This window comes from Erysipelothrix amsterdamensis, from assembly GCF_940143175.1.
GTDB lineage: Bacteria > Bacillota_I > Bacilli_A > Erysipelotrichales > Erysipelotrichaceae > Erysipelothrix > Erysipelothrix amsterdamensis.
On sequence record NZ_OW659496.1, the window covers coordinates 419,891 to 444,214 of the forward strand.

The 24,324-nt window shown below is 37.0% G+C and carries 32 protein-coding genes and 1 tRNA gene; 18 read left to right on the top strand and 15 right to left on the bottom strand.

Annotated elements, in window-relative coordinates; translation table 11 throughout:
* The 12 genes from atpE to NMG63_RS02015 all read left to right on the top strand — a co-directional run bounded on the left by atpE (position 1) and on the right by NMG63_RS02015 (position 8,426).
* Positions 1 to 243, top strand: a complete 243-nt coding sequence (gene atpE, locus NMG63_RS01960) for an ATP synthase F0 subunit C (protein ID WP_003775506.1) — start codon at positions 1 to 3, stop codon at positions 241 to 243.
* A gap of 17 nt (positions 244 to 260) precedes the next feature.
* Positions 261 to 773 carry a F0F1 ATP synthase subunit B gene (locus NMG63_RS01965; RefSeq protein WP_254007313.1) on the top strand — a complete coding sequence of 171 codons (513 nt, stop codon included), beginning with the start codon at positions 261 to 263 and terminating at the stop codon, positions 771 to 773.
* Positions 757 to 1,290: an ATP synthase F1 subunit delta gene (gene atpH / locus NMG63_RS01970; RefSeq protein ID WP_254007314.1), complete on the top strand. Its 534-nt coding sequence runs from the start codon at positions 757 to 759 to the stop codon at positions 1,288 to 1,290. Before NMG63_RS01965 ends, atpH begins: the two co-directional genes overlap by 17 nt.
* The gene (gene atpA, locus NMG63_RS01975) at positions 1,283 to 2,803 is read left to right on the top strand and encodes a F0F1 ATP synthase subunit alpha (protein WP_254007315.1); all 1,521 of its coding nucleotides are present in this window, start codon (positions 1,283 to 1,285) and stop codon (positions 2,801 to 2,803) included. The genes atpH and atpA overlap by 8 nt, the downstream gene beginning before the upstream one ends.
* Entirely contained in the window at positions 2,796 to 3,578 is a 783-nt protein-coding gene (locus tag NMG63_RS01980; protein WP_254007316.1) for a F0F1 ATP synthase subunit gamma, read from the top strand. Before atpA ends, NMG63_RS01980 begins: the two co-directional genes overlap by 8 nt.
* On the top strand, positions 3,579 to 4,976 hold the full coding sequence (atpD, locus tag NMG63_RS01985; protein WP_254007317.1) for a F0F1 ATP synthase subunit beta: 1,398 nt from the start codon (positions 3,579 to 3,581) through the stop codon (positions 4,974 to 4,976).
* A complete protein-coding gene (gene atpC, locus NMG63_RS01990; RefSeq protein WP_254007318.1) occupies positions 4,969 to 5,367 on the top strand; it encodes an ATP synthase F1 subunit epsilon in 399 nt (132 codons plus the stop codon). The genes atpD and atpC overlap by 8 nt, the downstream gene beginning before the upstream one ends.
* Positions 5,364 to 6,704, top strand: coding sequence for a TrkH family potassium uptake protein (locus tag NMG63_RS01995; protein WP_254007319.1), 1,341 nt, complete (start codon positions 5,364 to 5,366; stop codon positions 6,702 to 6,704). The genes atpC and NMG63_RS01995 overlap by 4 nt, the downstream gene beginning before the upstream one ends.
* A 12-nt stretch (positions 6,705 to 6,716) precedes the next feature.
* A complete protein-coding gene (locus NMG63_RS02000; protein ID WP_123171800.1) occupies positions 6,717 to 7,391 on the top strand; it encodes a potassium channel family protein in 675 nt (224 codons plus the stop codon).
* A gap of 114 nt (positions 7,392 to 7,505) precedes the next feature.
* The gene (gene trxA / locus NMG63_RS02005) at positions 7,506 to 7,817 is read left to right on the top strand and encodes a thioredoxin (RefSeq protein ID WP_003775489.1); all 312 of its coding nucleotides are present in this window, start codon (positions 7,506 to 7,508) and stop codon (positions 7,815 to 7,817) included.
* 61 nt (positions 7,818 to 7,878) lie between these two features.
* The gene (locus tag NMG63_RS02010; RefSeq protein WP_254007320.1) at positions 7,879 to 8,181 is read left to right on the top strand and encodes a rhodanese-like domain-containing protein; all 303 of its coding nucleotides are present in this window, start codon (positions 7,879 to 7,881) and stop codon (positions 8,179 to 8,181) included.
* Entirely contained in the window at positions 8,178 to 8,426 is a 249-nt protein-coding gene (locus tag NMG63_RS02015; RefSeq protein ID WP_003775485.1) for a metal-sensitive transcriptional regulator, read from the top strand. Before NMG63_RS02010 ends, NMG63_RS02015 begins: the two co-directional genes overlap by 4 nt.
* A 24-nt stretch (positions 8,427 to 8,450) precedes the next feature.
* On the opposite strand, the gene NMG63_RS02020 is transcribed toward NMG63_RS02015, so the two are convergent.
* A complete protein-coding gene (locus NMG63_RS02020) occupies positions 8,451 to 8,936 on the bottom strand; it encodes a hypothetical protein (protein ID WP_254007321.1) in 486 nt (161 codons plus the stop codon).
* 166 nt (positions 8,937 to 9,102) lie between these two features.
* Here NMG63_RS02020 and NMG63_RS02025 point away from each other — a divergent pair, with 166 nt between their 5' ends.
* Positions 9,103 to 10,545 carry a beta-galactosidase small subunit-related protein gene (locus NMG63_RS02025; protein ID WP_254007322.1) on the top strand — a complete coding sequence of 481 codons (1,443 nt, stop codon included), beginning with the start codon at positions 9,103 to 9,105 and terminating at the stop codon, positions 10,543 to 10,545.
* A 24-nt stretch (positions 10,546 to 10,569) separates the two neighbouring features.
* Here NMG63_RS02025 and NMG63_RS02030 read toward each other — a convergent pair whose 3' ends face one another.
* From NMG63_RS02030 to NMG63_RS02045, 4 genes are read right to left on the bottom strand one after another with little or no spacing between them, the layout of a single operon-like run.
* On the bottom strand, positions 10,570 to 10,986 hold the full coding sequence (locus NMG63_RS02030) for a gamma-glutamylcyclotransferase family protein (RefSeq protein WP_254007323.1): 417 nt from the start codon (positions 10,984 to 10,986) through the stop codon (positions 10,570 to 10,572).
* The gene (gene pcp, locus NMG63_RS02035; RefSeq protein ID WP_254007324.1) at positions 10,986 to 11,627 is read right to left on the bottom strand and encodes a pyroglutamyl-peptidase I; all 642 of its coding nucleotides are present in this window, start codon (positions 11,625 to 11,627) and stop codon (positions 10,986 to 10,988) included. The genes NMG63_RS02030 and pcp overlap by 1 nt, the downstream gene beginning before the upstream one ends.
* 25 nt (positions 11,628 to 11,652) lie before the next feature.
* Positions 11,653 to 12,606 carry a DUF979 domain-containing protein gene (locus NMG63_RS02040; protein ID WP_254007325.1) on the bottom strand — a complete coding sequence of 318 codons (954 nt, stop codon included), beginning with the start codon at positions 12,604 to 12,606 and terminating at the stop codon, positions 11,653 to 11,655.
* A gap of 2 nt (positions 12,607 to 12,608) precedes the next feature.
* Positions 12,609 to 13,292, bottom strand: coding sequence for a DUF969 domain-containing protein (locus NMG63_RS02045; protein ID WP_254007326.1), 684 nt, complete (start codon positions 13,290 to 13,292; stop codon positions 12,609 to 12,611).
* Between the two features lie 400 nt (positions 13,293 to 13,692).
* Here NMG63_RS02045 and NMG63_RS02050 point away from each other — a divergent pair, with 400 nt between their 5' ends.
* The 4 genes from NMG63_RS02050 to NMG63_RS02065 all read left to right on the top strand — a co-directional run bounded on the left by NMG63_RS02050 (position 13,693) and on the right by NMG63_RS02065 (position 17,650).
* Positions 13,693 to 14,925, top strand: a complete 1,233-nt coding sequence (locus tag NMG63_RS02050; RefSeq protein ID WP_254007327.1) for a DUF349 domain-containing protein — start codon at positions 13,693 to 13,695, stop codon at positions 14,923 to 14,925.
* Positions 14,926 to 14,986: 61 nt separating this feature from the next.
* Positions 14,987 to 16,066 carry a hypothetical protein gene (locus tag NMG63_RS02055; RefSeq protein WP_254007328.1) on the top strand — a complete coding sequence of 360 codons (1,080 nt, stop codon included), beginning with the start codon at positions 14,987 to 14,989 and terminating at the stop codon, positions 16,064 to 16,066.
* On the top strand, positions 16,053 to 16,601 hold the full coding sequence (locus tag NMG63_RS02060) for a sugar O-acetyltransferase (RefSeq protein ID WP_123171793.1): 549 nt from the start codon (positions 16,053 to 16,055) through the stop codon (positions 16,599 to 16,601). The genes NMG63_RS02055 and NMG63_RS02060 overlap by 14 nt, the downstream gene beginning before the upstream one ends.
* A gap of 110 nt (positions 16,602 to 16,711) precedes the next feature.
* Positions 16,712 to 17,650, top strand: a complete 939-nt coding sequence (locus NMG63_RS02065) for an IS30 family transposase (RefSeq protein ID WP_254006434.1) — start codon at positions 16,712 to 16,714, stop codon at positions 17,648 to 17,650.
* Between the two features lie 29 nt (positions 17,651 to 17,679).
* On the opposite strand, the gene NMG63_RS02070 is transcribed toward NMG63_RS02065, so the two are convergent.
* The 10 genes from NMG63_RS02070 to NMG63_RS02115 form a co-directional block, all read right to left on the bottom strand.
* Positions 17,680 to 18,426 carry a phospholipase D-like domain-containing protein gene (locus NMG63_RS02070; protein ID WP_123171792.1) on the bottom strand — a complete coding sequence of 249 codons (747 nt, stop codon included), beginning with the start codon at positions 18,424 to 18,426 and terminating at the stop codon, positions 17,680 to 17,682.
* A gap of 130 nt (positions 18,427 to 18,556) precedes the next feature.
* Positions 18,557 to 18,937 carry a hypothetical protein gene (locus NMG63_RS02075; RefSeq protein WP_254007329.1) on the bottom strand — a complete coding sequence of 127 codons (381 nt, stop codon included), beginning with the start codon at positions 18,935 to 18,937 and terminating at the stop codon, positions 18,557 to 18,559.
* Between the two features lie 14 nt (positions 18,938 to 18,951).
* The gene (locus NMG63_RS02080; RefSeq protein ID WP_123171790.1) at positions 18,952 to 19,476 is read right to left on the bottom strand and encodes a ClbS/DfsB family four-helix bundle protein; all 525 of its coding nucleotides are present in this window, start codon (positions 19,474 to 19,476) and stop codon (positions 18,952 to 18,954) included.
* A gap of 28 nt (positions 19,477 to 19,504) precedes the next feature.
* Positions 19,505 to 19,828, bottom strand: a complete 324-nt coding sequence (locus tag NMG63_RS02085; RefSeq protein WP_254007330.1) for a B3/B4 domain-containing protein — start codon at positions 19,826 to 19,828, stop codon at positions 19,505 to 19,507.
* Positions 19,829 to 19,853: 25 nt separating this feature from the next.
* Positions 19,854 to 20,210, bottom strand: coding sequence for a hypothetical protein (locus NMG63_RS02090; protein WP_254007331.1), 357 nt, complete (start codon positions 20,208 to 20,210; stop codon positions 19,854 to 19,856).
* A gap of 136 nt (positions 20,211 to 20,346) precedes the next feature.
* Complete coding sequence (locus tag NMG63_RS02095; RefSeq protein WP_254007332.1) at positions 20,347 to 20,814, bottom strand: DUF7000 family protein; 468 nt, start codon at positions 20,812 to 20,814, stop codon at positions 20,347 to 20,349.
* A 130-nt stretch (positions 20,815 to 20,944) separates the two neighbouring features.
* Positions 20,945 to 21,027: transfer RNA gene (locus NMG63_RS02100), tRNA-Leu, on the bottom strand.
* A 125-nt stretch (positions 21,028 to 21,152) separates the two neighbouring features.
* A complete protein-coding gene (locus NMG63_RS02105) occupies positions 21,153 to 21,920 on the bottom strand; it encodes a LiaF transmembrane domain-containing protein (RefSeq protein WP_254007333.1) in 768 nt (255 codons plus the stop codon).
* Positions 21,920 to 22,357: a LytTR family DNA-binding domain-containing protein gene (locus NMG63_RS02110; RefSeq protein WP_254007334.1), complete on the bottom strand. Its 438-nt coding sequence runs from the start codon at positions 22,355 to 22,357 to the stop codon at positions 21,920 to 21,922. The genes NMG63_RS02105 and NMG63_RS02110 overlap by 1 nt, the downstream gene beginning before the upstream one ends.
* Positions 22,358 to 22,443: 86 nt before the next feature.
* Positions 22,444 to 23,277 (bottom strand): deoxyribonuclease IV, encoded by an 834-nt coding sequence (locus NMG63_RS02115; protein ID WP_254007335.1) that lies wholly within the window; start codon positions 23,275 to 23,277, stop codon positions 22,444 to 22,446.
* A 117-nt stretch (positions 23,278 to 23,394) separates the two neighbouring features.
* Here NMG63_RS02115 and NMG63_RS02120 point away from each other — a divergent pair, with 117 nt between their 5' ends.
* Positions 23,395 to 23,916 (top strand): type 1 glutamine amidotransferase domain-containing protein, encoded by a 522-nt coding sequence (locus NMG63_RS02120; RefSeq protein WP_123171784.1) that lies wholly within the window; start codon positions 23,395 to 23,397, stop codon positions 23,914 to 23,916.
* Positions 23,917 to 24,324: the final 408 nt, after the last annotated feature.

Sequence of the window (24,324 nt, forward strand, 5' to 3'; positions counted from 1 at the left end):
ATGGATACAGTTAGTGTTGGTAGAGGGTTAGTAGCGATTGCTGCTGCTTTAGCAGTTATGACAGGGATTTTCTCAACAATTGGACAAGGTTATGCAGCGGCAAAAGCTGTTGAAGCAGTTGGTAAAAATCCAGAAGCAGAAAGTAAAATCCGTGCTATGTTAATTCTTGGTGCTGGTATTGCTGAAACAGCTGCTATTTATGGTATGTTAATTTCATTCTTGTTAATCTTTGTATTTAAGTAAGATATTAGGAGGGTTCTATGACTATCGATATTGCACAAAAGTTAATGCCAAATCTCTTGACGATGGCAGCTCAGCTTGGTGCTACATTCGTAATATTTTTGATGTATAAAAAATATTTACACGAACCTGTTCAAGAATACTTAGAAAAACGTTCGGAATTAATTGAGAGCGAAGTAAAAGAAGCAGAAGCACTTAAGCTAGAATCAAGAAAACTTAAAGAAGAACAACGTCATGAGTATGTTGTCGCAATGGAGCGCCTGAAAAAAATTGAAGGTGACATGATGACCGATGCTGAAGCAAAACGTAAAGATATTATCGCGTCTGCTCAGGTAGAAATCGATCGTCGTCAGACTGCATTGCAAAAAGAATATGAATTAGAAAAGAAAAAACTTTATACAGAAGTTCAACAGTACATGCTTGAAGTTGCAGTAGATGTAAACCGTAAGGTTTTACAAGATACAGCACTTAATAATACGAAGATGATGGATGATCTTGCGAAGGAAATGAATGCTTATGATTATAAGCACTAAAGTCTACGCAGAAGCACTTTATCAAGTAGGGGTTGAAACAAGTAAACCGCTCGAATTCTATGAATCGTTACGAACCTTTCAAGAATTTTTAAACGATGAAGAATTTAATCGTATTATGGGAGCAACGTTTTTAGATCAGAATGCGTTGATGCCAGTATGGAATGAATTGGGAAAATCGTTTCCACAAGAAGTAGTGAAATTTCTGGGCATGATTCAAGATGCGAAACTTATGAGCGATTTTAATCGTGTTGTACGCGAGTATCGTGATTTCCTTGAAGAAGGTAAGCATCTTAATGTTGTTGAAGTTACAAGTCCAAATGTTTTAACTGAGGACGAAAAAGACCAATTGATGCATAATTTGAAAGCACGATACAAAGGTGTTTTTGAAATTGCATATCATGTTGACGATTCGTTGATTAATGGTCTTGTGGTTCGTGTCAACCATGATATTTATGACACAAGTATTAAAAGTAAGTTAGATCGAATCTTAAACCAGGGAGGATTAGAGAATGAGTAACCAAACTGAAAACATCTTACAGATGTTAAAGGAAAAAATTAGTACTATCGAATTTGATGAAGCCAATGTTGATGTTGGTAAAGTCTTCAAAGTCGGTGATGGTATTGCCTTCGTACGTGGTTTAGATCAAGTTCTATCTGGTGAGATGCTCCGTTTCAATGATGAAGTATTTGGTTTAGCTCTAAACTTAGAAGAAAACCAAGTAGGGGTTGTACTTTTAGGGAATGACAAACTCGTTAAAGAAGGGGATGTTGTTTACCGTACAAACCATATTATCGAAGTCGGTGTTGGTGATGCCCTTTTAGGACGTGTTGTTAATGCATTAGGTCAACCAATTGATGGTCAAGGACCTGTTGAAACTGTAGATGTACGTCCAATTGAACGTGTAGCTCCAGGTGTTATGACGCGTAAATCAGTGCACGAACCGCTTCATACTGGAATTAAAGTTGTTGACTCCATGATTCCTATTGGAAAAGGTCAACGTGAATTAATTATTGGAGACCGCCAAACGGGTAAAACAAGTATTGCTTTAAACGCCATTTTGAATCAAAAAGGTCAAAATGTGAAGTGTATCTATGTTGCAATTGGACAAAAAGCTTCGACGGTTGCGATGGTTGTTGAGAAACTTAAAGAACATGATGCATTGGACTATACAGTTGTTGTTTCAAGTACTGCAAGTGAATTAGCGCCACTGCAATATCTTGCACCTTATACAGGATGTGCAATTGGAGAGCATTGGATGGATAATGGCGAAGATGTCCTTATTGTCTATGATGATCTTTCGAAACATGCGGTTGCTTATCGAACCATTTCATTGCTATTAAGAAGACCAGCAGGTCGTGAAGCGTATCCTGGGGATGTTTTCTATCTTCACTCACGCTTACTCGAACGTTCTGCTAAACTTAATGAAAATTACGGCGGCGGTTCAATGACTGCGTTACCAATTATTGAAACGCAAGCAGGTGATATTTCAGCTTATATCCCTACAAATGTAATTTCAATTACAGATGGTCAATTATTCTTAAACCTTGATTCATTCAACAGTGGTGTTCGTCCTGCCGTAGATAGTGGAATGTCTGTATCCCGTGTAGGATCAGCAGCACAAACTAAAGCAATGAAACATGTAGCATCGTCACTAAAACTTGAACTTGCAACGTATCATGAATTATTGAGTTTTGCTCAATTTAGTTCAGATATTGATGAAGCAACGCAAAAAACGATTGACCATGGTCGTCGTTTAACCGAGCTTCTTAAACAAGGTGCGCTTACAAAGACACCACATGAGTTGATGATTATTAGTATGTTCTTAAACAAATATGGCTATCTTGACCAATTAGAGGTTAAAGAAGTTTTAGCGTTTGAGAAACACTTACATGGTCGTTTTGTTCAAACACATGCAGATGTACTCGAACGTATTAAAAAAGACTATGTCTTGGATGATGCGTTAATTGAAGATTTGAAAACAATTATTGATGAAGAAATAAGTGATTTTAAGGCGGCGCATCATGCCTAATACTTCAGGTATAAAAAAACGTATAAAATCCATAACTTCAACTCAAAAAATTACTAAGGCGATGAAACTTGTTTCCTTAAGTAAACTACAACGCTATCGTGACCAGATGAGTGAGTTCAAAGATTACTATGAAGCTGTTACTAAAGTTTCAGAACAATTTATTCATTTTGATGAAGCAATTATTGATGATACACCACGACTTTATCTTGTCGTAATGCCAGATCTTGGATTATGTTCAGCATATACTCAAGGTTTAGCACGGAAACTGTTAGAAGTTTATCGTGAAGAGGACATGGTTATTAGTCTTGGTGCACAAGCCTACGATTTTTTACAAACACGCGGTGTAAACATCATTAATCCTGAGGTATCAAGTGAACGTATTGAACTGCACGATATTATTAAAACGATTAATCCGTTTGTATCAACACATCAAATTGTCGCTATCATACCCGAGTATGAAAATGCGATGACCCTCGAGTTTAAACTTCATATTTTGAATACAAAATCAAGTGGTCGTCGTGATGATGTCATCTATGAACCAAGCTTTGAAGAAGCATCGGAAATGATGATTAAACAATCACTGATGAGTCTCGTTAAATTTACATATCTAACTTCAAAAGTTAGTGAACATACAACACGTCGGATTGCCATGGAAAAAGCAACTGATAGTGCTCAAGATATGATTGACGATCTTGGCCGCAAGTATAATCGAGTGCGTCAAGAGGCAATCACACAAGAAATATCAGAAATTGTTTCTGGAATGGAGGTTTCTTAGATGAAAGGTCGTATCGTACAAATTGTAGGTCCTGTTGTGGATGTTCGCTTTGAAAAAGAGCACATGCCAAAACTATACAATGCTCTAAAAGTAAAACATGAATCAATGGATGTCACTCTTGAAGTGTCACAACATATTGGTAATGATTTAGCGCGTTGTATCTCAATGGGTCCTACCGATGGCTTGTCTCGTGGACTCGAAGTTGAGGATACAGGATTTGCGATCAAAGTTCCGGTCGGAAAAGAAATTTTAGGCCGCATGTTTAATGTATTGGGAGAACCAATCGATGAACAAACATTCAGCACAGAAGGTGTTGAGATGCATGAAATTCATCGTGAGGCACCACCCTTTAAAGATCAACAAACTACAAATACTGTGTTAGAAACAGGTATCAAAGTTATTGATTTACTCTGTCCGTACCCACAAGGTGGAAAAATTGGCCTTTTTGGTGGAGCGGGTGTTGGTAAAACTGTTCTAATGCAAGAATTAATTCACAATATCGCAATTGAACACAGTGGTCTTTCTGTTGTTGCGGGTGTTGGTGAACGTACTCGTGAAGGAAATGATCTATATCACGAAATGAAGGACGCTAAAGTTCTTGAAAATACTGTACTTGTTTATGGTCAAATGAATGAATCACCTGGAGCACGTATGCGCGTTGCATTATCCGCTCTAACGATGGCTGAAAACTTCCGTGATCAAAACAAACAGGATGTTTTATTATTCATTGATAATATTTTCCGATTTACGCAAGCAGGTTCAGAGGTTTCGGCTTTACTTGGTCGTATGCCATCTGCTGTTGGTTATCAACCAACACTTGCTACAGAAATGGGTCAATTACAAGAACGCATCACTTCAACAAAATCAGGATCAATTACATCAATTCAAGCGATTTATGTTCCAGCGGATGACCTTACGGACCCTGCTGCTGCCATTACATTTACGCACTTAGATGCGAAAACAGTGTTGGATCGTAATATTGCAGCTCTAGGGATTTACCCAGCGGTTGATCCACTTGAATCCAGCAGTAATCTTCTATCAGAAGATGTTGTTGGTGCAGAGCATGTTTATGTTGCGACAGAAGTTCAAAAAATCTTGCAACGTTATAAAGACTTACAAGATATTATTGCAATCTTAGGTATGGACGAATTAAGTGAAGATGATAAGTTAACGGTTAACCGTGCGCGTAGGATCCGTAACTTCTTGTCCCAACCGTTCTTCGTTGCGGAAACGTTCTCCGGGATTCCGGGTTCTTATGTGCCAATTGCTGACACAATCCGTAGCTTTAAAGCGATTTTAGAGGGTGAAGTGGATCACTTACCAGAACAAGCATTCTTGTTTGCATCTACAATCGATGACGTTTACCGCAAGGCAGGCGTAACAAAAGAAAATGTTTAATCTAAAAATAGTTACACCAGAGGGAGCATACCGGAGTGTTGATGTGGAATCCATCACACTCCCAACTTCTGACGGACAACGCACGGTGCTCCAAGAACATATGGCAATTGTATTGCCAATTGAAATTGGAACAATGTATACAAAATCGAAAGATGGAAAAGAAAACTTCGCGGTTTCGGAAGGATTGTTTACGTTTGAAAACAATCAAGGAACGCTTTTAGTTGCTACAATTGAGAGCGAAGCAGAAATTGATTTCCATCGGGCTGAACAAGCACGAATTCGTGCTGAAAAGCGTCTGAATGAAAAGAAAGATTATGAAGATGGGCTTGATTTAAAACGTGCTCAACTTGCTCTTATGCGTTCATTATCGAGGTTGAGGTTGAAAAAATGAATCGTAAATTTAAAAAACTTACAATTCCTCAATATATTGCACTTGGTTTCGCACTAACAATTCTTGTTGGTGCGACCTTGTTGTCTTTACCAATATCAAGTCAAAGTGGCCATGCAACAAACTTTTTGGATGCATTATTTACAGCGACATCTGCAGTATGTGTGACCGGTCAGGTTACGCTTAATACCGCAGAACATTGGAACTATTTTGGAAAAACGGTGATCATTACTTTAATTGAAATTGGTGGACTTGGGTTCATGTCAATTATCGTGATGTTTTTTGTCTTTATAGGAAAACGTTTAAACTTACGTCAACGTTTGATTGTTCGTGAAGCCATAAATACGGATAGCTTATCGGATGCACAGTTCTTAATTCGATATATTATTCGATTTTCGCTTACGATTCAAGCAATTGGAGCTGGACTTTTGGCAATTGATTTTATTCCAAGGTTTGGTTTATTAAAAGGTTTATATTTCTCTGTTTTCCACAGTATTTCCGCATTTTGTAATGCTGGATTTGATTTATTTGGGGATAGTTTAGAAGGATTTACTCAAAATCCACTTGTGATTCTCACAATTGGTGGACTTATAGTCGTGGGTGGCTTAGGGTTTATCGTCTGGCGTGATGTGTTATCATATCGACGGAATCGTAAATTACTTATGCATACCAAAATTACACTGATTACAACACTGTCAATCTTAGGCGTAAGTTTTTTACTCTTTTGGTTAAGTGAAAGTCGCAATGGAACCTTTGCGGATTTACCATTCCATATGCAACTTATAAATTATCTGTTTATGGCGATTACCCCGCGTACGGCAGGTTATGCGAATGTTAACTATGCGACGGTTTCGTCAATGGGTATTTTTGTTACAATTCTCTTAATGTTTATTGGTGCTTCAGCGGGTTCAACCGGTGGTGGTGTTAAAGTTACGACCGTAGCTACCATTGTACTCTTTGTTCGTGCCAAGTTAAGAGATGAACAAACACACTTTAAGAATCGATCCATCTCTCATGAAAAAGTAGAGAAGGCGCTCTTAATTGTATTTGCTGGGATTATTATGGTCTTACTTGCTTCACTCATACTTCTGATAACAGAAACGATACCTGAACGTTACGGTATTGAGTATGTGCTGGTAGAAGTATTCTCGTGTTTTGGTACTGTAGGTCTTACAATGGGCCTTACACCAAATCTTACTGTGATTGGTAAAATTGTATTAATCGTATTAATGTTTGCTGGACGTATTGGATTATTAACATTCTTCCTCTCGTTTGGTGGCCGTGCAGAAAAGAAAGAACCGTTAATTCGTTACCCTGAAGGGAATGTCTTAATCGGATAAAGGAGCGAAATAATGACAAATAAAACTGTTGCTATCTTAGGGCTTGGATTATTTGGAGCATCGATTGCGAAAACATTAGCGCGACATAAAGTTGATGTTATTGCGATGGATTCGAAAATGGAACGTGTTGAAGAAGTAGCGAATTTAGTGGAGCATGCTGTTCAAGCTGACTTCACCAAACTTGAACAACTCGAAGCTGCGGATGTCGCGAATGCGGATATCGCTATTATAGCGTCGGGAGAACGTTTGGAATCCACAATCTTAGGTGTTCTGAACCTTAAGAAGCTTGGGTGTAAGCATGTTATTGTGAAAACAAAAAATATGGATTACTATGAAGTTTTGAAAAAAGTGGGTGCTGACCGTGTCGTGTTACCCGAAGTTGAAATGGGTAAACGACTGGCAAATGAAATTGCGAAACATAGTGTAATAGATGCCTTGAGAATTGATGATCGATACAATATTGTCGAGATTCATGCACTTTCATCATGGTATGGTAAAAGCATTAACGACTTAAACCTTCGTCAAGAGTATGGATTTAATATTCTTGGTATGAAGTGTGATAATAATCAAGAGTTTCAAATTCTTGTGAGTCCAGAATATAAAGTGCGTGAAGGGGATCTCTTCTTTGTACTTGTCGAAGAAAAAGACTTACAACGCTTTAATGATCTAGAGGACCACAATGAATAAGAATCGGGACAATTTTTAAAAAGATTGTCTTTTTTTATGCAAATCACTTTACTATTATACCGTAGGGGGTATAATAGAGTCATAAGGTAAATAACCAAAAGGAGTGTAACAATTATGGCATTACATATAACAGATAAAGACTTTAAAGAACAAACTTCAGAGGGACTCGTATTTGTAGACTTCTTCGCTGAGTGGTGTGGACCATGTAAAATGCTTGCACCTGTAATTGATGAACTTGCAGAAAAATATGAAGGTAAAATCAAAGTTGCGAAACTAGATATTGATGAAAACCGCCAAACTGCAACGGAATTTAATGTTATGAGTATACCAACAATGATCTTGTTTAAGGATGGCGAACCTGTTGAAAAAATCAGTGGATTCCAACCAAAACAAGCACTTGAAAAATACTTAGACAGTAAAATATAATTGTAAAGATATGATATAATGTGGCCGATGCCACATTATATTTTTTAGGAAGGGTATCAGTATGTATAAAACTATTATGACCCCAGAATTAGAGTCACAGTTAAATCGTAACGAAAGTTTGAATATCATTGATGTTCGGGATGTGTGGGAGTTTGAAAGTGGTCATATTAAAGGCGCACTTAATATTCCACTTGGTGAATTGGCGGATCAGTATACGAAACTTTCGAAGGACAAGATGTATCATATAATTTGTCTAACCGGTCAGCGTTCTCAAGAAGCATCTCGTTTTCTTTCGGCTCAAGGATTTCAAGTTGTGAATGTAATGGGTGGTATGTCGATTTATAAGGGAGCGATGTCACAATGACATGTGAAAAACAATTATTAAACCGTTTAAAACGAGCTGAAGGACAAATACGAGGTGTTACGCGTATGCTTGAAGAAGGCGAGAGCTGTCAAGATGTCTTGGTTCAATTAACGGCTGTACGATCAAGCGTTGATCGTATTATTAAACTGATTGCAGTAGACAATCTACTGGATTGTGTCGATGAATCGGGTCGTGATCATGAACGCGTTCAAGATGCAATCAATCTCATCGTTAAGTCTCGATAACGAGATACAATAAAATAAAAGCACCTATGCAGTAGGTGCTTTTATTTTACATGTTGTATTATTGATTTCATAACGTGTCCAGACAAGTCCGAGAAGGATTAGTACTAATGAAAGTAATTTGTACGGAAGTCCGGCTAACGGAAGGGCCATGACTGAGAAGGCAATTCCGATGTTTGCGAAAAATGCAATAACACAAGGGGTACATCCGTAGGTAAGAATTCCGAATAGAATGGATACAAAGCTGAGATTTGCACCTTTACTTTCGATACCTTTAAGATCTACCATAATAGTATTTAAAACCATTAAGAGGCCACTGAGAAGTGCCATTAATAGATTTATAAATACATTGATAATAACGAGATACATACCATATTCAAGTATCATCTCACGGTAACTGAGGTTGAAGGAATCAATAAGCGTATAGATTGCGAGAAAGAAAATCGAAAATAACGCAAGTTTCATCAACGACCTCGGTGACTTAAGTTTCTGTAATGCTTCATTAAACATCATAGTTCACCTCTTATTATTACAAAACCATTATACCACAGGGGGTATATATATAAAGGATTATGCTTTTATTCGCTCATGAAGCATTTAATATTTGACATCACCTTGCTGGGGTGGTATCTTTTTAGAAAGCGCATTCAGATGCATGTATTTATAAGGAGGCGAAATCATGAAATGCGATCAAATAGAACTAAAGAGTCAGGAAGATGAACTTCCGTGTAGCTCTAATAATAAAGCAATAAGTATTCCGAAAGTTAAGGGTCATATACTAAGCGGATGTTTTGGTGATGATCTTCGAGCTGAAAGGCACTTATCCAGGGCTCAAAAACAAGGGAATACAGATTGTGATCGATCGCAAAGGCAAGGTTTCGATGTGAATCTGGAATGTCCAATAAAAACTCAATTGGATGAACTCCATGAATGGTGTCAGGGTAAGTTATCGGGTCATTTTTCACCCCGATATCAAGTTTTATCCTTTACACAATTTAACCCCAAAACGAAAACCATAAGTGTTCGTAATAATTTTAAACACTTAGATACGAAACGTGCGGTGTTTCGGTCGTGTGTGCTTAAGGATGGGCACAGAATTTTAGGATCGGACGCAACCGTAACAATCGCTGCTGGGGTTGGTGAAATGCAAGAAGTAACTTTAAACACCCCAAGTTTTTATGAATTTGATGCAATGTATCACCTAAATCTTTACGTTAAAGACCCTTACACAGATGATGATGTGTTGTGTCATCAATTGCGTCTTCATCATTTGGTGAAGCAAGAGGTTTTAATGGCGGATGTTTATGCTGCCATCGAAGTTGTAGAGACGCAGAAGCGTTGTGAAGTTCATGGTGAGCATTTCTCCCTATCGTTTCATAAAGAAACGGGTTTTATGGATTCGTATTTTTATCACGGTGAATCATTGCTGAGTCAGCCGATGAGTTTATTGTGTAATCGTGGCCCCATGAATTATGAAGATAATGAACACTGGCATTCATTCACGCGTGAATGGTCGCAGGAGGCCGTTGAATCGACGACACAGCATTTTTCAATTGTAGTTGTAAATGATTCGCGTGTTCGCATTACGATTCGTAGTGTGCTTGCAAATGGTTCTGTAGTGCATACAATTTATAAAGTCTATGCAGATGGTCGTGTTTGGGTGCGTCAAACGTTTAAACCCTCAAGCCATTCCGGACTCTCGATGATTGGATTTAAGATTCCACTCGGACAGTCCTATAGCGAATTTCGTTACTTTGGCAAAGGTCCGCATGCAAATTATCAAAATCTAAATGATGATCTAGGTTTAGCTGTTTATCAAGAACTTATCGAAGAAGTGAGTTCAAAGACATTTAAGAATCATACTCAAGTTTTTTGGGCATCATTGACGAATTCATCACAACGTGGTGTGATGATCAAGTCAGATCGATTACCGCTGAATGTTGGTGCATGTAGAAGTGATGATGACTGTGTAGCGTGTATCGTGGCAGTTGATGTTGTAGGGTGGTTATCAAAGCACGATCCTCAGTTTATGGATGTTCACCGGGAGTATCATTATGAATTTGAGATGGTTCCGGTCACTAAAGGACAAGAAGATGTTTATTACAAGGTTAAGATGATATAAAAAAAACATGCCAATTGGCATGTTTTATTTTTTTGAGGTTTTAAATGCTCTCCAACTTCCTTCTGGAAGAAGAATTGCTTCATCAAACCGTACATCTTGATCTTTAAGATTATAGAAGTAAACGCCCAATTCAACCATTTCACCGTTTTCTTTGGTAATGGTAGAGGGAATGCGTTTATATTCATCATCATCACGTCCATTAAAACCTTCCATCGCATCAATATCATCGATAATGAGACTGAGGTCTTTAACTGTAATGATTTCACCCCAAACCTTGGTGTTGCCTTCTTGGAGAAGTGCTGGATAGCCTTTATAAGGCATATCATACAATGTTCCGAGAACATAAGCTTTTTCAATTGAAACAACATGTCCATCGACATATTTATCAAAATTAAAGAACCCTTCCATTAAAGATCCATAAACAAACATTTGATTATTCATTAGCTGATTGCGCCACCTTGAATTTTGTGATCTTCTTTAACCGTTACGGCTGTAGCGATACATACTTCTAAGCCCTTAGCGATTTGTTCTAAAGTTAAGCTTGGTGCAGTAGGTTTATCCATAACTTGTTCTGTTGCGAAAGGAACATGAATAAAGCCACCGCGAACATTAGGATATTTTTTATCAACTAAATAGAGTAATCCATACATAAGATGATTACATACAAAGGTACCTGCTGTGTTTGAAACACTTGCGGGAATTGAAGCTTGCTTCATATTCTCAACCATTGCTTTGATTGGTAATGTAGCGAAATATGCTGCTTTACCATCTTCAAAGATTGTTTCATCAATCGGTTGATTGCCTTCGTTGTCTTTAATACGAGCATCATCTTGGTTGATGGCTACACGTTCAGGTGTAACCCCAAAACGATTTCCAGCTTGACCAACACAGATGACAATGTCAGGTTGATGTTTAGCCATCGCTTCATCTAATACCTCAACCGATTTGTTGAAGACGGTTGGAACTTCGAGTTTAAGTACTTCGGCCCCTTCGATTGTATCAGGGAGTAATTTAACTGCTTCATAAGCAGGATTCATTTTTTCCCCACCAAATGGATCAAAACCTGTAATTAAAACTTTCATAGATACGTCCTCCTTCAATAATTTTTTAGAAAGCTAAGAAATACATCAAGAAGATATGGATTACGAGCATAATAAGAGCCATAGGTGCTTGATATTTAATAATAGAATATTGTGATTTTGTTTCAAGAAGTGCAGCTGGAACAATATTAAAGTTCGCAGCCATTGGTGTTAGTAAAGTACCACAGAAACCAGCTGTCATTGCAAGCGCACCTGCAATCAGTGGATTTGCACCTTGAGCAAATACAAATGGAATTCCAATTCCAATTGTAATAACGGTAAATGCCGCAAAAGCATTACCCATAATAATTGTAAAGATGGCCATACCTACACAGTAAGCAACAACACCCGCAAAGATGTTTCCATTAGGAATAAAGCTACCAAGTAGTGTCGCAATTAAACTACCAACTCCCGCTGTTGTAAAGACAACACCTAGGGCTGAAAGCAATTGCGGTAAGATACTGAATGAACCCATTGTACGCATAAGGCGTGTTGCGTCATCCATAACACCTTTAGGTTTTGTTTTTGTAATAATAAAGGTTGCGATTAATCCACATGCTGCAGACAATCCAATTGCGATATACCCGAGAACACCAGCACTAACACCTGGTGCAACTTTTGGTAAGACAAAGGAGAATAAGAATGCTCCAATCGCAATAAATACAGAAGGAATAAAGATTTTAAAACCAATTCGATCTGATTGTTCATCACGGAAATCTTGAGAAATTTGCTCAATATCTCCAATATTAACGGTCTTCATAAATGAAAGGACTCCAAGTGCTAACACAAGTAACCCGTTAATTTTATTAGGAATGTATTTTCCTAACATAAATAATACGGCTAAAATAATCCAAAATGATGCGGCACCGTATTTGCGGTTATCATCAATATTGCGATATGCTGAAATTGCAGTTGCGATAAAAATACAACCAACAACCATATACCACATTTCTAAGAATAATTCCCAAAAATTAGCTGTCATAATTATTTAGCCCCTCTCTTAATGCGACGATCTAACAGAACTGTTTGAACGCCTCCAAGTACTAGAGCAATTACAAAGACTGGAACGCTCCAAAGTGCGATTCCTTGGTGTGTTACGTCATAACCTTGTTCAACAAGTGTTTCAACAATTAAGATAACACCACTTGCATAAGGGAATAAGTTTTGACCAAAGAAGTTACCATAGTTTTCAGCAGCAGCGGCACCTGCTTTAATTTCTTCTTCCTCTGCAACGGATAATGCGGAACCTTTTTCTTGAATTCCAGCACCCTCAGCCATTGGATGAATCAATGGACGGACAAATTGAGGATGTCCTCCTAAACGTAATGCACCAGCAGCGGCACATTGGCGAATTAATTGGTAAACCCAAATAACACGGCCTGCTGTAAGAACTTTCATTTTTTGAATAAGTTTTACAGCTTGTTCTTTTAATCCATAACGCTCACATACCCCAACTACCGGTAGCGTTAAGACAAAGATCGTTAAACCACGGGACTTAACAAAGTTAGAACCCAGTGTTTCTAAAATCTCACCAATGTTCATACCACCAATTAAAGCAGTAACAACAGCAGCGACTAAAACAACAGCGATTGAATCAATTTTCATTGCAAATCCAACAACAATAATAAGAACTCCAACTAGGAGCCAAAGATTAACAGTATCGACCATACACTTCTCCTCTCGTATAGATTTAACTATACGTAAGATTATAAAATGAAACAGGATTCATTACAACTAAAAGACGACGGTATTTTCAGGATTCAACCCATCAACTTCCAAAAACAAGATAAAATATAGTCAAATTGAAGACAAATAACACACCTTAATTCAAGAAAAGAGGCTTTAAACAGGGTAGATTAGACGGTTTCAAAGATTTTCAGATTGGAATGATTGATAAACTGAAAAAATAAATCAAAATAAATGTAAGAAAACGAAAAATGCAAGTTTGCACACATGATTTTCACGTTTAAATCACATATAAATGATATGATTTATTAGATAAAAAAGAAGTATTTTGGATTCATGCAGAATTTATGCATGATAAAATATTTCAATTGATAAGAAAGAGGTGTTCGACATTAACGAGAAACAAATTAATGAGACAGAAGAAGTAGTAGAAAAGGAAGTAAGAGAGCCTGAATTTTCGCGACATGATTTTGGATGGGAAAGTCTTGCTTCTGTGGAAACGTCTCGACAAAACCAATTAATTTCAGAAGTATACAGTGTTATGAGTACAGGGGATGATGAACGCATTGAGTTCGTTAAGAAAGAATGGGAATCTTTATCTGAAGAAGGCATAGATCAAGATTTAGAAGATAAATTTAAAACAGCACTTGATCAATATGAACATCGTCAAGAACGACTCGAAAGTGCACGTTCCATTAAAAAAGATTTAATTGAACAAGCCGACCAACTAAAAAAATCTACAGACTGGAATAAAACAGCCGTTAAATTACAAGAACTTCAAAAACAATGGAAAGAAGCCGGATTTGCGGGTCAAGACGTAGATCAAGAACTTTGGGAAAAATTCCGTGCGATAAATGATGAGTTCTTTGATGCTCGCAGTGCACATTTTGAAGAAATGACGGTACTTCGTAAAGATGCGAAAGCATTGAAAGAAGCCTTAATTGTCGAAGTAGAAGCAATTAAAGATTCAACCGAATGGAAAGAAACATCGGATGCAATGCGCGATTTAATGACACGTTGGAAAGAAGCTGGATTCGCTGGTCGTGAACATGAAGATCGTTTATGGGAAGAATTTAACGGTCATCGTCAAAATTTCTATCAAAAACAACGAGAGTTCTTTGACGGATTACGTGCTGAACAAGATAACGCACGTGAGAAAAAAGAAGCGATTATCGAAAAGGCTAAAGATCTTGTACAAGCATTCAACGATGCAACCACACGTGAAAATATGGAAGCACTGTTTAATGAATGGAAAGAAGCAGGACATAGTGGTCGCGATCATGAACCAAAACTTTGGGATACATTTAGAAGTATTCAAGATGATTTCTATGCACGCATAAAAAATCGAGATTTTAATCGACAAGAATCGCGTCGTAATGAAATCGAAGAAGAACTTGAACTGCTCGATGTTCGTTGTGATGCTTTAGAAGAACTCAATGAAAAAATTAAAGTTAAGATTGCAAGTCTTGAAGGTCAAGCAAAAACAAATGATTCTGAAACGTTACAAGAAGAAATTGCAGGTCTTAAAAACAACTATGAAGAGAACGAAGCAAAACTTGACGAATATGTTCGTGAACAAGCAAAACTTCAAAATGAATTAAATCGAATCTTCTAGTTTTAACCACTCTTGCATGAGTGGTTTTTTTATGGTCTAATAGACATGAAAAGAGGATTATATGAAAAATAAATTATTGAAAATAACCTTAGTTTTTCTTTGCGCATTCTTAGGATTTGCGGGAGGGCACATGGCCCAAAAGCTATCCTTTACATATAGTATTGGTCCCCTGAATATTTTTCTTGCGTCGATGGGCTTTATAATATTAAGTTTTATAATCCATATTGTGATGCACGAAACAGGTCATCTTATCTTTGGTCTCATTACGGGTTATCAATTTATTCTGATTCGTTTTTTCTCATTGACACTAATCAAAACAAATAACGGATATAAATTGAAATCGCTCAAAATTCCAGGTACTGCCGGACAGTGTTTGATGATGCCGCCTAAAACAATGAACGAAAACTTTCCTACCCAACTTTATAATTTTGGAGGTCTTATTACAAACGGTGTAATTTCACTCGTGGCACTAGCAGTTCTTGTATTACTTCCTGTTGGTCCTTATATGCAAATATTTCTAACCTTACTAATTCTCTTGGGGATATTCGCTATTCTGATGAATGGACTTATTATCGAAGATACACCCAATGATGGTTACAATGCATCCCTTTTAAGACATCGCTCAGAGTTACGCCCCTATTTCTGGTTACAGCTTTACGTTATTGGGATGAAAGCACAAGGAAAAGGGTATGATGAAATCAACCCGAGTTTTATCAAATCGATTCCACTTCAAGATTGTGACAATCCAATCGGTTTAACGGCACAACTTATTTATATCGAATCGTTGAAGTCAAATTATGACCGTATTGAAGCATATGAAGCGCTTAAGGATCTCGAAATGATCCCAATTCAAAAAGTATTTGTGGACCTTGATCATGCTTCCTGTTTAATGTTAGAAGGGGAGATTGTGGAACCCACCCCGATGATGAATACTATTGTGAAGAAAATCAAAGGGAATCCAGATTGTTTGAAATTCGAATTTTTGAAAGCGTTAGTGATTGAGAAGGATGAAGTTCGTGCTTCGCAAATTCTTCAAAACTTCAATAAAGAAACCAAAAACTATCCATACCGTCACGATGTCGCATTAATATATAAAGAACTCGTTGATTTTGAAAATGAGTATCGTCATGGAAGCGTTTGAGAAAATGATTCGTGGAGAAATGTATCGAAGCGATGACCCAACATTAAAGCAACTCAACTTAAAAGCAATAGAGTGTACGATACGTGCAAATCAAGAAGCAAATGGCACTGTACGCTCGGATATTTATCGAGAAATACTTGGTAGTGCACCTGAAACCTTTTGTATTTGTCCTGGCTTCGCATGTGACTACGGTGTAAACATTCATCTAGGAAATCATTTTTTCGCAAATCATAACTGTGTCATGCTTGATGTCTGTGAAATTCGATTTGGTGATCACTGTATGTGCGGACCCAATGTCCAAATTTATACAGCTACCCACCCGCTTGACCCTTCTACACGAAGTTCGGGATGGGAGTATGGAAAACCAGTCAGTGTTGGAAACAATGTGTGGCTAGGTGGAGGTTGTATTCTATTACCAGGCGTTTCGTTAGGGGATAATGTAGTGGTCGGAGCGGGAGCTGTTGTCACACAGAGTTTTGGTGACAATGTCGTTCTTGCTGGAAACCCTGCGAAAATTATTAAAACAATCAAATAAAAAAGTCCGTAATGGACTTTTTTCCTAAATTCAAATCTCAACCGCACCACCCAAGGTGCGGTTGTTTTTGTATAATAAAAGGAGCCCACCCGACTAAAAGGAGCTCCCATATGAAGTATAAACAATTAGATAAAAAAATGAAAGACCAAATTGATATTCTATTAAGCATCGGCTACTCTATGCGCAAGGCAGCACGTAAACTCAATATATCTCATTCTACGATTTCTAGATATAAAAATAATGTCTATAAGAAACGAACGATTGATATTCGAGAAAAATATTCCCACCTAATCGAATATCTGCATTCTCACTATGATCCTAAAGTTCATTCGGTAGAAGTATGCTTGAGTAACTATAAACGATATCATCCATATAAACCGTGTGTTTCATCGCAGCAAGTCTATAACTGGATTAATCAAGGTAAACTTGATATAAAACCAAATAGAATGTGCTATAAACGTCGAAAACGTAAAAAGAGAATTAGTGGAATGATGAATCACTTGAGATGGAACTTGGAAGAGAAAACAGTACTTCCAATTAGCCTTAGACCTAAATACATTGAGAAACGTAACGAGATTGGCCATCTCGAAATCGACTCTATAATCGGTAAGAAACATGAATCTGCAGCGATTATATCCATTGTAGACCGCTGCTCAAGAATGACCTGGCTTATTAAAGCAGAATATCGATATGACTATTACACATCAAACTTAATTCGAAAATTTATTGAAGAGAATAATATAACCACGAAATCGATAACAGTAGATAATGGACTTGAATTTAAAACATTAGGAATTACAGCCAAGCGGTTGGGTGTGAAACTATATAAGTGTGATCCATACTGTTCTTTTCAACGTGGAACCAATGAACGAGCGAATGCAATAGTAAGAAGGTTTATACCAAAAGGTAAATCAATGTATGATATAGCGCAACAATATCTTGATGATATTTGCTTCAAAATTAACTCAATGCCGCGAAAAATATTTGACTTCAAAACGGCCTATGAGATAGACTTTAATAAAAGTAAAAGTGGTGCGGTTGAGATTTGATAAAAGAAAAAAGTCCGTAATGGACTTTTTTAGTAGGCAGGTTCTTCAAAGTATTGTTTTCCAATTTCATTAAAATAGAATTGCTGACATTCTTTATCATTTAAAAGGGAATCAATATAGTGATGTAAGTCATTCACTTCATCCTTTTCATGAATACTCATGCAAGATTCATAGTTTGAATAAAAACCGTTTTTTGTAAAATTGAGGGAACCAATAAAAGCAACATCATCCACGACATACAGTTTTGTATGTAGCTTTTGATAGCGGTTGGTTTTCCAAATAGAGATTGGCATATTGGGTTCGTAAGCGTAGCTATAAATGGGTGTCTTATGAACGTGGTCGAAATATTTGAAATTTGCGGTGAAAAGCGCCACAACAGCAATCATTTCAAACCAAAAACCAACAGTTCCTTTAAGTGTTAGTGCATGCGCTAAAATAATAAAATTAACGAAACACCATCCTAATGCAATCAAACGTCCCATACGTTTCTTTCGTAATGCTTCATCACTTTTAATGCGTGTTTGGGTGAACAGGGTGTGCGCCAAATCTTGATTTGCTTTTTGACCTTGTTTATAATCCCATGTGAATACTAAACCCGTAGCGATCCCTGCTTGATGTTGTTTAATTAACTTTTGTACATAATCCTTATTTACATAAGGGGATACAATCTTAATTGTTTGTTTACTTTGATTAAAACGTGTCATAATTTCTTTTCCGGCACCTTTACCAATATAAAGATCCCCATCGACACGACTTAAATTTATATGATTAGACACAATAAAATCTCCTTTAATAACGATACACATCATAAATAAGGAATTGATGACTTACAAGTTTATCCTCTCAATCACACAAAAAACGAGTATTAAGTAGTCAAAAATATAGATACACAAAATAAAAAAGCCATCATACGATGGCTTTATGCTTAACTCGATTTAAAAGTTTTTGTGAATCAATGGTTTCGATTTCATTAGCATCTATATAAAGCAGATTCGTTAACGTTTCTGTTTCAGTAAAGTCTAACTTAGGACGAACCCGTTTGAGTGCTTTCTCAATTTTATGAATTTGGTCAAAAGGATCCAATGCATCATTGGTGATGATTTCTTTACAAACAATATAATGATAAAGAAGTTCCTTCTGGTCTCGTTTTGGAAATAACTCAAGGAGTACGTTTTGAATCATTTGCTTTTGTTGCTCACCGCGTGGAAAAACCTGTTTTAGATATTTTTCGCGATCACGATCGAGATCTGCTTTAGGACGAAAATTAAACCAATTATCAATACTCATGGTATCACTTCCTTTTAATCTATTATATCACGCTTCAAAGCTTTATACTGTTTTCTTAATTTTTTTAGTGCCCAATCGTAATGCGATGAGGTGGCGCTTATAAAATAAGCACCTAAGGTTGTTGTTTTGGTAAATGGGTATACCTTTCTATCAAATAATGATTCTTGCGTATGGTTATGTATACGACTCACAACTTCCGCATGGGTATTTTGAATTTCCGTAAGTGCATCTTCCAAGGAGGTATTTTGGTATGCTTCCCAGATTTTGTAATTTAGTTCCGGTGTTGTTTTCCATGTGAATCCTTTTGCGGGAATATCAGGCATTCCATTTTCTATAACACCGATTTGATACCATTGGATCATCATTTTATGCCATTCAATGAGATGACATAAAACATCTCGTAAGTTACGATCTCGATCTTCGAGTATGAATGTGGCATTTCGTTCTTCTTCGCTTAAAGAATCGATAAATTCATTTAATTTATTAAAGTTTTCAGATGCTGCTTCGAGCAATGTTTCTTTTGTTTGTGGACGTGCCATGATTTTCTTCTCCTTTTTAAATTATCTTTTATTCAAGATTGAGACTTGCGTTTTCGTAGTCCATGATAGTGCTTTTTACAGACCCACCAAGATGTTGTTCAACATATGTTGCAAGGTGTTGGGTAGCCTTCTCTAAATCGTCGCGACGCGTTGGATCGACACACTCAATAATTAAGAATGCATGCGTTGTGTCATCCGTTAACATGGTGCGTTGACCATCACGCCAATTCCAACAACGACAGACTGCACCAACATCATCAACGTATGCGATTTCTCCCGGAAGTGTATTATCGGGTTCTGTATCACCCAGAGCCATAAAAGGATCATTTCCTTGCGTTTTAATTAATCGCAAAGACCCTACAAACGTATCGATGTCTTCACCACCACATGGAAGCCCATACGTCAGCGAGATTATCAACAAGGGGATTGATCGAACCAACCGTATTTCCCTTAGAAACCCGCTTCAACAAGGCCTCAATCGATACACGTGCACCCTTTTTGGTTTTAAACTTTTGATATGCGTCACGCCATACGGAAACAACAGTATTTTGACTTAAAACATCTTCTGTAAGATACTTCTGAGCGTCGTGATGACTCTCGTCAAGAAATTTAGAAATTGCAGTCATTGCTTCAGAATTAAGATCTTTGTTTTGGACATCGTGTGCAAGCACAATTCCAAAGCAAGCATCAGGAAATAAAGACCAAAAATCATCAGATATTTTAAATTGTTTCATGGAAGTTCCTTCTTTCTATATGATTATTATAATACATTGGTGTGAAGGGGAGCTTGTAAATGTGATGAAAAAAGGAAATCATGTTCCGAAGACGTTTAAAACAATAAAAAAACTTGATATAAAAACAAGTTTTTAGCTAGAGATAAGCGTGTATTTGCGCATAAGCGATTGGAATCGTTTTAAGTATTGTATCTGTTAGTGCATCAAGATCTTCAAAGTTTGGATGGGTTACCAAATTCATCGAAACGATAAACCACTGAGGCATCTCATCAAAATGGTTAAAGGGCGAATCTTTCAACAAGTTCCAATACTTTTCTTGAATCGGTTTTGTCCGTCCCATAAGCCAAAGTTCAAAGGCCATCGCTTGATGATTTAAGATTAAGCCCAGCTTTAAACCCTGTGACCGAAGAAAATCATCGTCAAAATAAAAATAAGTATAATCGAGATAGCCATTAAGAACGGATTTCGTTGAAAATGAATCAAGTACGAAATTACGCTGGATTTGGTTCATCGTGTCGATTAAAAATTTATACGTAGAAGGCATGTCGTTATCATTGATGCTTTCTTGGTATTGAAGGATGCGCTTATTTATAGAAGTTTTCATAGTAATCTCCTTTATTCAAACTATAGCAAATCCTTTATTCAAACTATAGCAAATCCTTTTTTATAAAACAATTAACAAATAAAAGATCAAAAAAAAGTCATTACCGAAGTAATGACTGTGATTTAATAATTGGTGCGGGCGAGAGGACTCGAACCTCCATGCCGAAGCGCTAGATCCTAAGTCTAGTGTGTCTGCCAATTTCACCACGCCCGCGTATTCACTTTGTATTGCTAATAGATTATAACAAGCCATTTCTAAGAATGCAATACCCAAATTCAATAAAAATAAAAAAAGAATGAAAATATAAAAAAAGCGGTTAAAAACCGCTTAAATAGTGATTATACGTACACAATTTTGATTTCGCCAAGGGTTACATCGCCGGTTAAAGTTAATGTAGGGCCATCAACGATTGTATTTCGATGGGGATCACTGACACTCGCTAGCGTATTATCAATATTATTAATAACGTTGATATTATAGGGAATAAACAATTTTACTTGTCCAAATGCGCAACTCACTTCAAGTTGTGCTCCTGCAGGGTTAAATTGAGCCTGATCAAAATAGATTGATAATGACGCAAAAGTATTATCGATATAGCCACCCGTAAAGTTTTTCGAGCGGATATATCGCGTACGATCCGTAAACAATGCTTCGATATTTATAAAGTCGGCATGGTCGTCATCGCGATAACCGCTACGACTCTGCTGTGATCCGGTGTGATATTCGTATTGATTACCATCTTCATCCGTTGCATAACTTGTACTTTCACGATATGACTCATACTTTTGATAGTTCACGTGACGTTTGCGTCGTTTAAAGATCACAGAGAGACCAACCGCTAGGAACGTACTTGCCCAAAATAAAGTGCCGCCATTTCCGTGAATATTAAAATAAACACGGTTAATCCAAAGCGCCAGAGTAAGTGGGTAAACAATCCCGAAGAAATTTAACTTAGGCATATTTGAGATTGCGAATGCTACTAAAGCTACCGTAAATGCAATCTTGAATGCATTGGGACCAAAACTATAAAGATTAAATGCGCTACCAAATAAGCCAAATGCCAGTAATACTAAGACAAATCCCCAGAAATAATCATTTTTTTTCATTAGATACTCTCCTCCTTTAATCGTTGTTTAATCTGTTGGAAATACATTCGTGATACATACGTTATCTTATGACTGTTATAGAATTGAACACTTCGAGATGATGTAATATTCCGTTCAAGTGAATCAATCTGATTAAGATTCACAATACTTGATTTGGATGCTCGCATAAATGAAGTAGGTAAGGATGCTTCTAATTCATACAGGCGATAGTGTGTACGAAATGAATCTTTTGCCGTATGGACATAAACCGCGTCGTCTTCAGTCTCGAAGAAACAAACTTCATCAAGACCAAGTGTAATATCTTTACCACGGTGAACCGCATTTATCGATAGCGTATCCAAGGTATTAATCATTTTCTCAATTTGAGGTGTCATTTCGCGACACTCCAAAACAATATCTTCTTCAAGATTTGGATTAATAATAACCTTTATATTCACAGATGTTCCTCCTGACTCTATTATAAATAATTATAATCGAATCGATACAAAAAAAGGGTAAGATGTCATAAATAAACCTTAAGTTGTTATTTGCGAATTGATCTTAAGAGCTCAATCTCTGCTTTATAACCATCGTTATCATCTTGTGGAGTTTCTAGATAAAACGGAAGATGACGTAATTTGGGATGGTTTATAATTTTTTCGAATGTTTCCAACCCTATTGATCCTTGACCGATTTTTTCGTGGCGATCTTTGTGAGACTTAAAGGGATTTTTACTGTCATTGATATGAATCGCATGTAGTTTATCTAAACCAACAACTTCATCAAAGTGTTCGATAACACCATCTAAATCATTCACGATATCATAACCGGCATCATAAATGTGGCATGTATCCCAACATACACCAATTTTTTCTTTAACCTTCACTTTTTCAATAATTGCACCAATTTCTTCAAAAGTGCGACCGACTTCAGTTCCTTTACCTGCCATCGTTTCAAGTAAGACAATTGTTTCTTGATTTGGGTCTAAGACGCGATTCAACATATCAGAAATCATAACAATCGCCGGTTCAACACCTTGTCCTACATGACTTCCCGGATGGAAGTTATAAAGACTGCCTTTGATATGGCTCATACGAGACAAATCATCAAGCATGAGTTCTTCTGCATAATCACGCGTATAATCCTTATTACTGCAAGGATTCATCGTGTATGGTGCGTGCGCAAGAATGTGTTTGAAATTGTTTGCTTCAATTAAAGTATTAAGTTTTCCTAAATCCTCGAGATTAAGGGGCTTTGCTTTTCCGCCGCGAGGACTTCGCGTGAAGAACTGAAACGTATTGGCATCAATACGAAGTGATTCATGTCCCATTGCTTCATAACCTTTCGCAAATGAGAGATGACAACCTAGATAAAACATAAAAATTCCTCCTTATATATACGTATCGTATCAAGATGCATCGCAGACTACAATCTTAAAGCAAATAACTATACTTTAGAAAGGGATATTGATAGAGTTTAATAAAGAGGTGATGACATGGAATTAAGTGGTAAAAGAGTTTTAACCATCGTGAGTGATGATTTCGATGATCTTGAATTGTGGTATCCAATTCTACGACTTCGTGAAGCGGGTGCGCACGTTGATATAGCAGCTGAACTTAGTGGAACGACTTACCGTGGAAAATACGGTCTGTCGGTTGTGAGTGATTTAAAGTTTTCGGATGTGGATATTACGCGCTATGATGGTCTTGTGATTCCGGGTGGATGGGCACCAGATTATCTTCGTCGATTGGATCCAGTACTGGATTTTGTGAAGTATATGGACAGCAATAAAAAGGTAATTGGTCAAATTTGTCATGCTGGATGGGTTTTATCATCTGCTGGAATTTTAAACGGAAAAACGGTAACCAGTACACCAGGCATTAAGCATGATTTAATGTATGCGGGAGCACATTGGGTTGATGAACCGGCAGTTCGAGATGGTCACGTTGTATCAGGAAGACGACCACCCGATTTACCGATTTATTTACCGCTACTTATTGAAGCACTCAAAGACTGATCGAAATCAGTCTTTTTTTTTGAATAAAACGACACTATCTTGCTTTTAATTTCGAAATTAAAGTTGTTTAGCGTCGTTTTTTTAATGACTACCGTTAAATTTGAACTTTTACGGATAGCTCTACACTCATAAACTTCGTTATTTTGAGCAAGATAGTGTTAACGGTGCTTATGGAGTTTGTGAAACCATGACATAAATGAAAAAGGGTTTTATTTGAACTAAGTTCACTTACAAGTGAGTATTTTTAGATTTGAAGTGACCTAAATAATTTTGTGAAAAAAGTCTGTGAATTCTCAAACTAGTATGTTTTGAAGCAATTAAGCACAAGTGTGTACAAGAACAAGCCCAAAAAGGATGTGAAAAATAAAACGTATTGTACTAAGTTTGATATAATATGCGTGTAATACA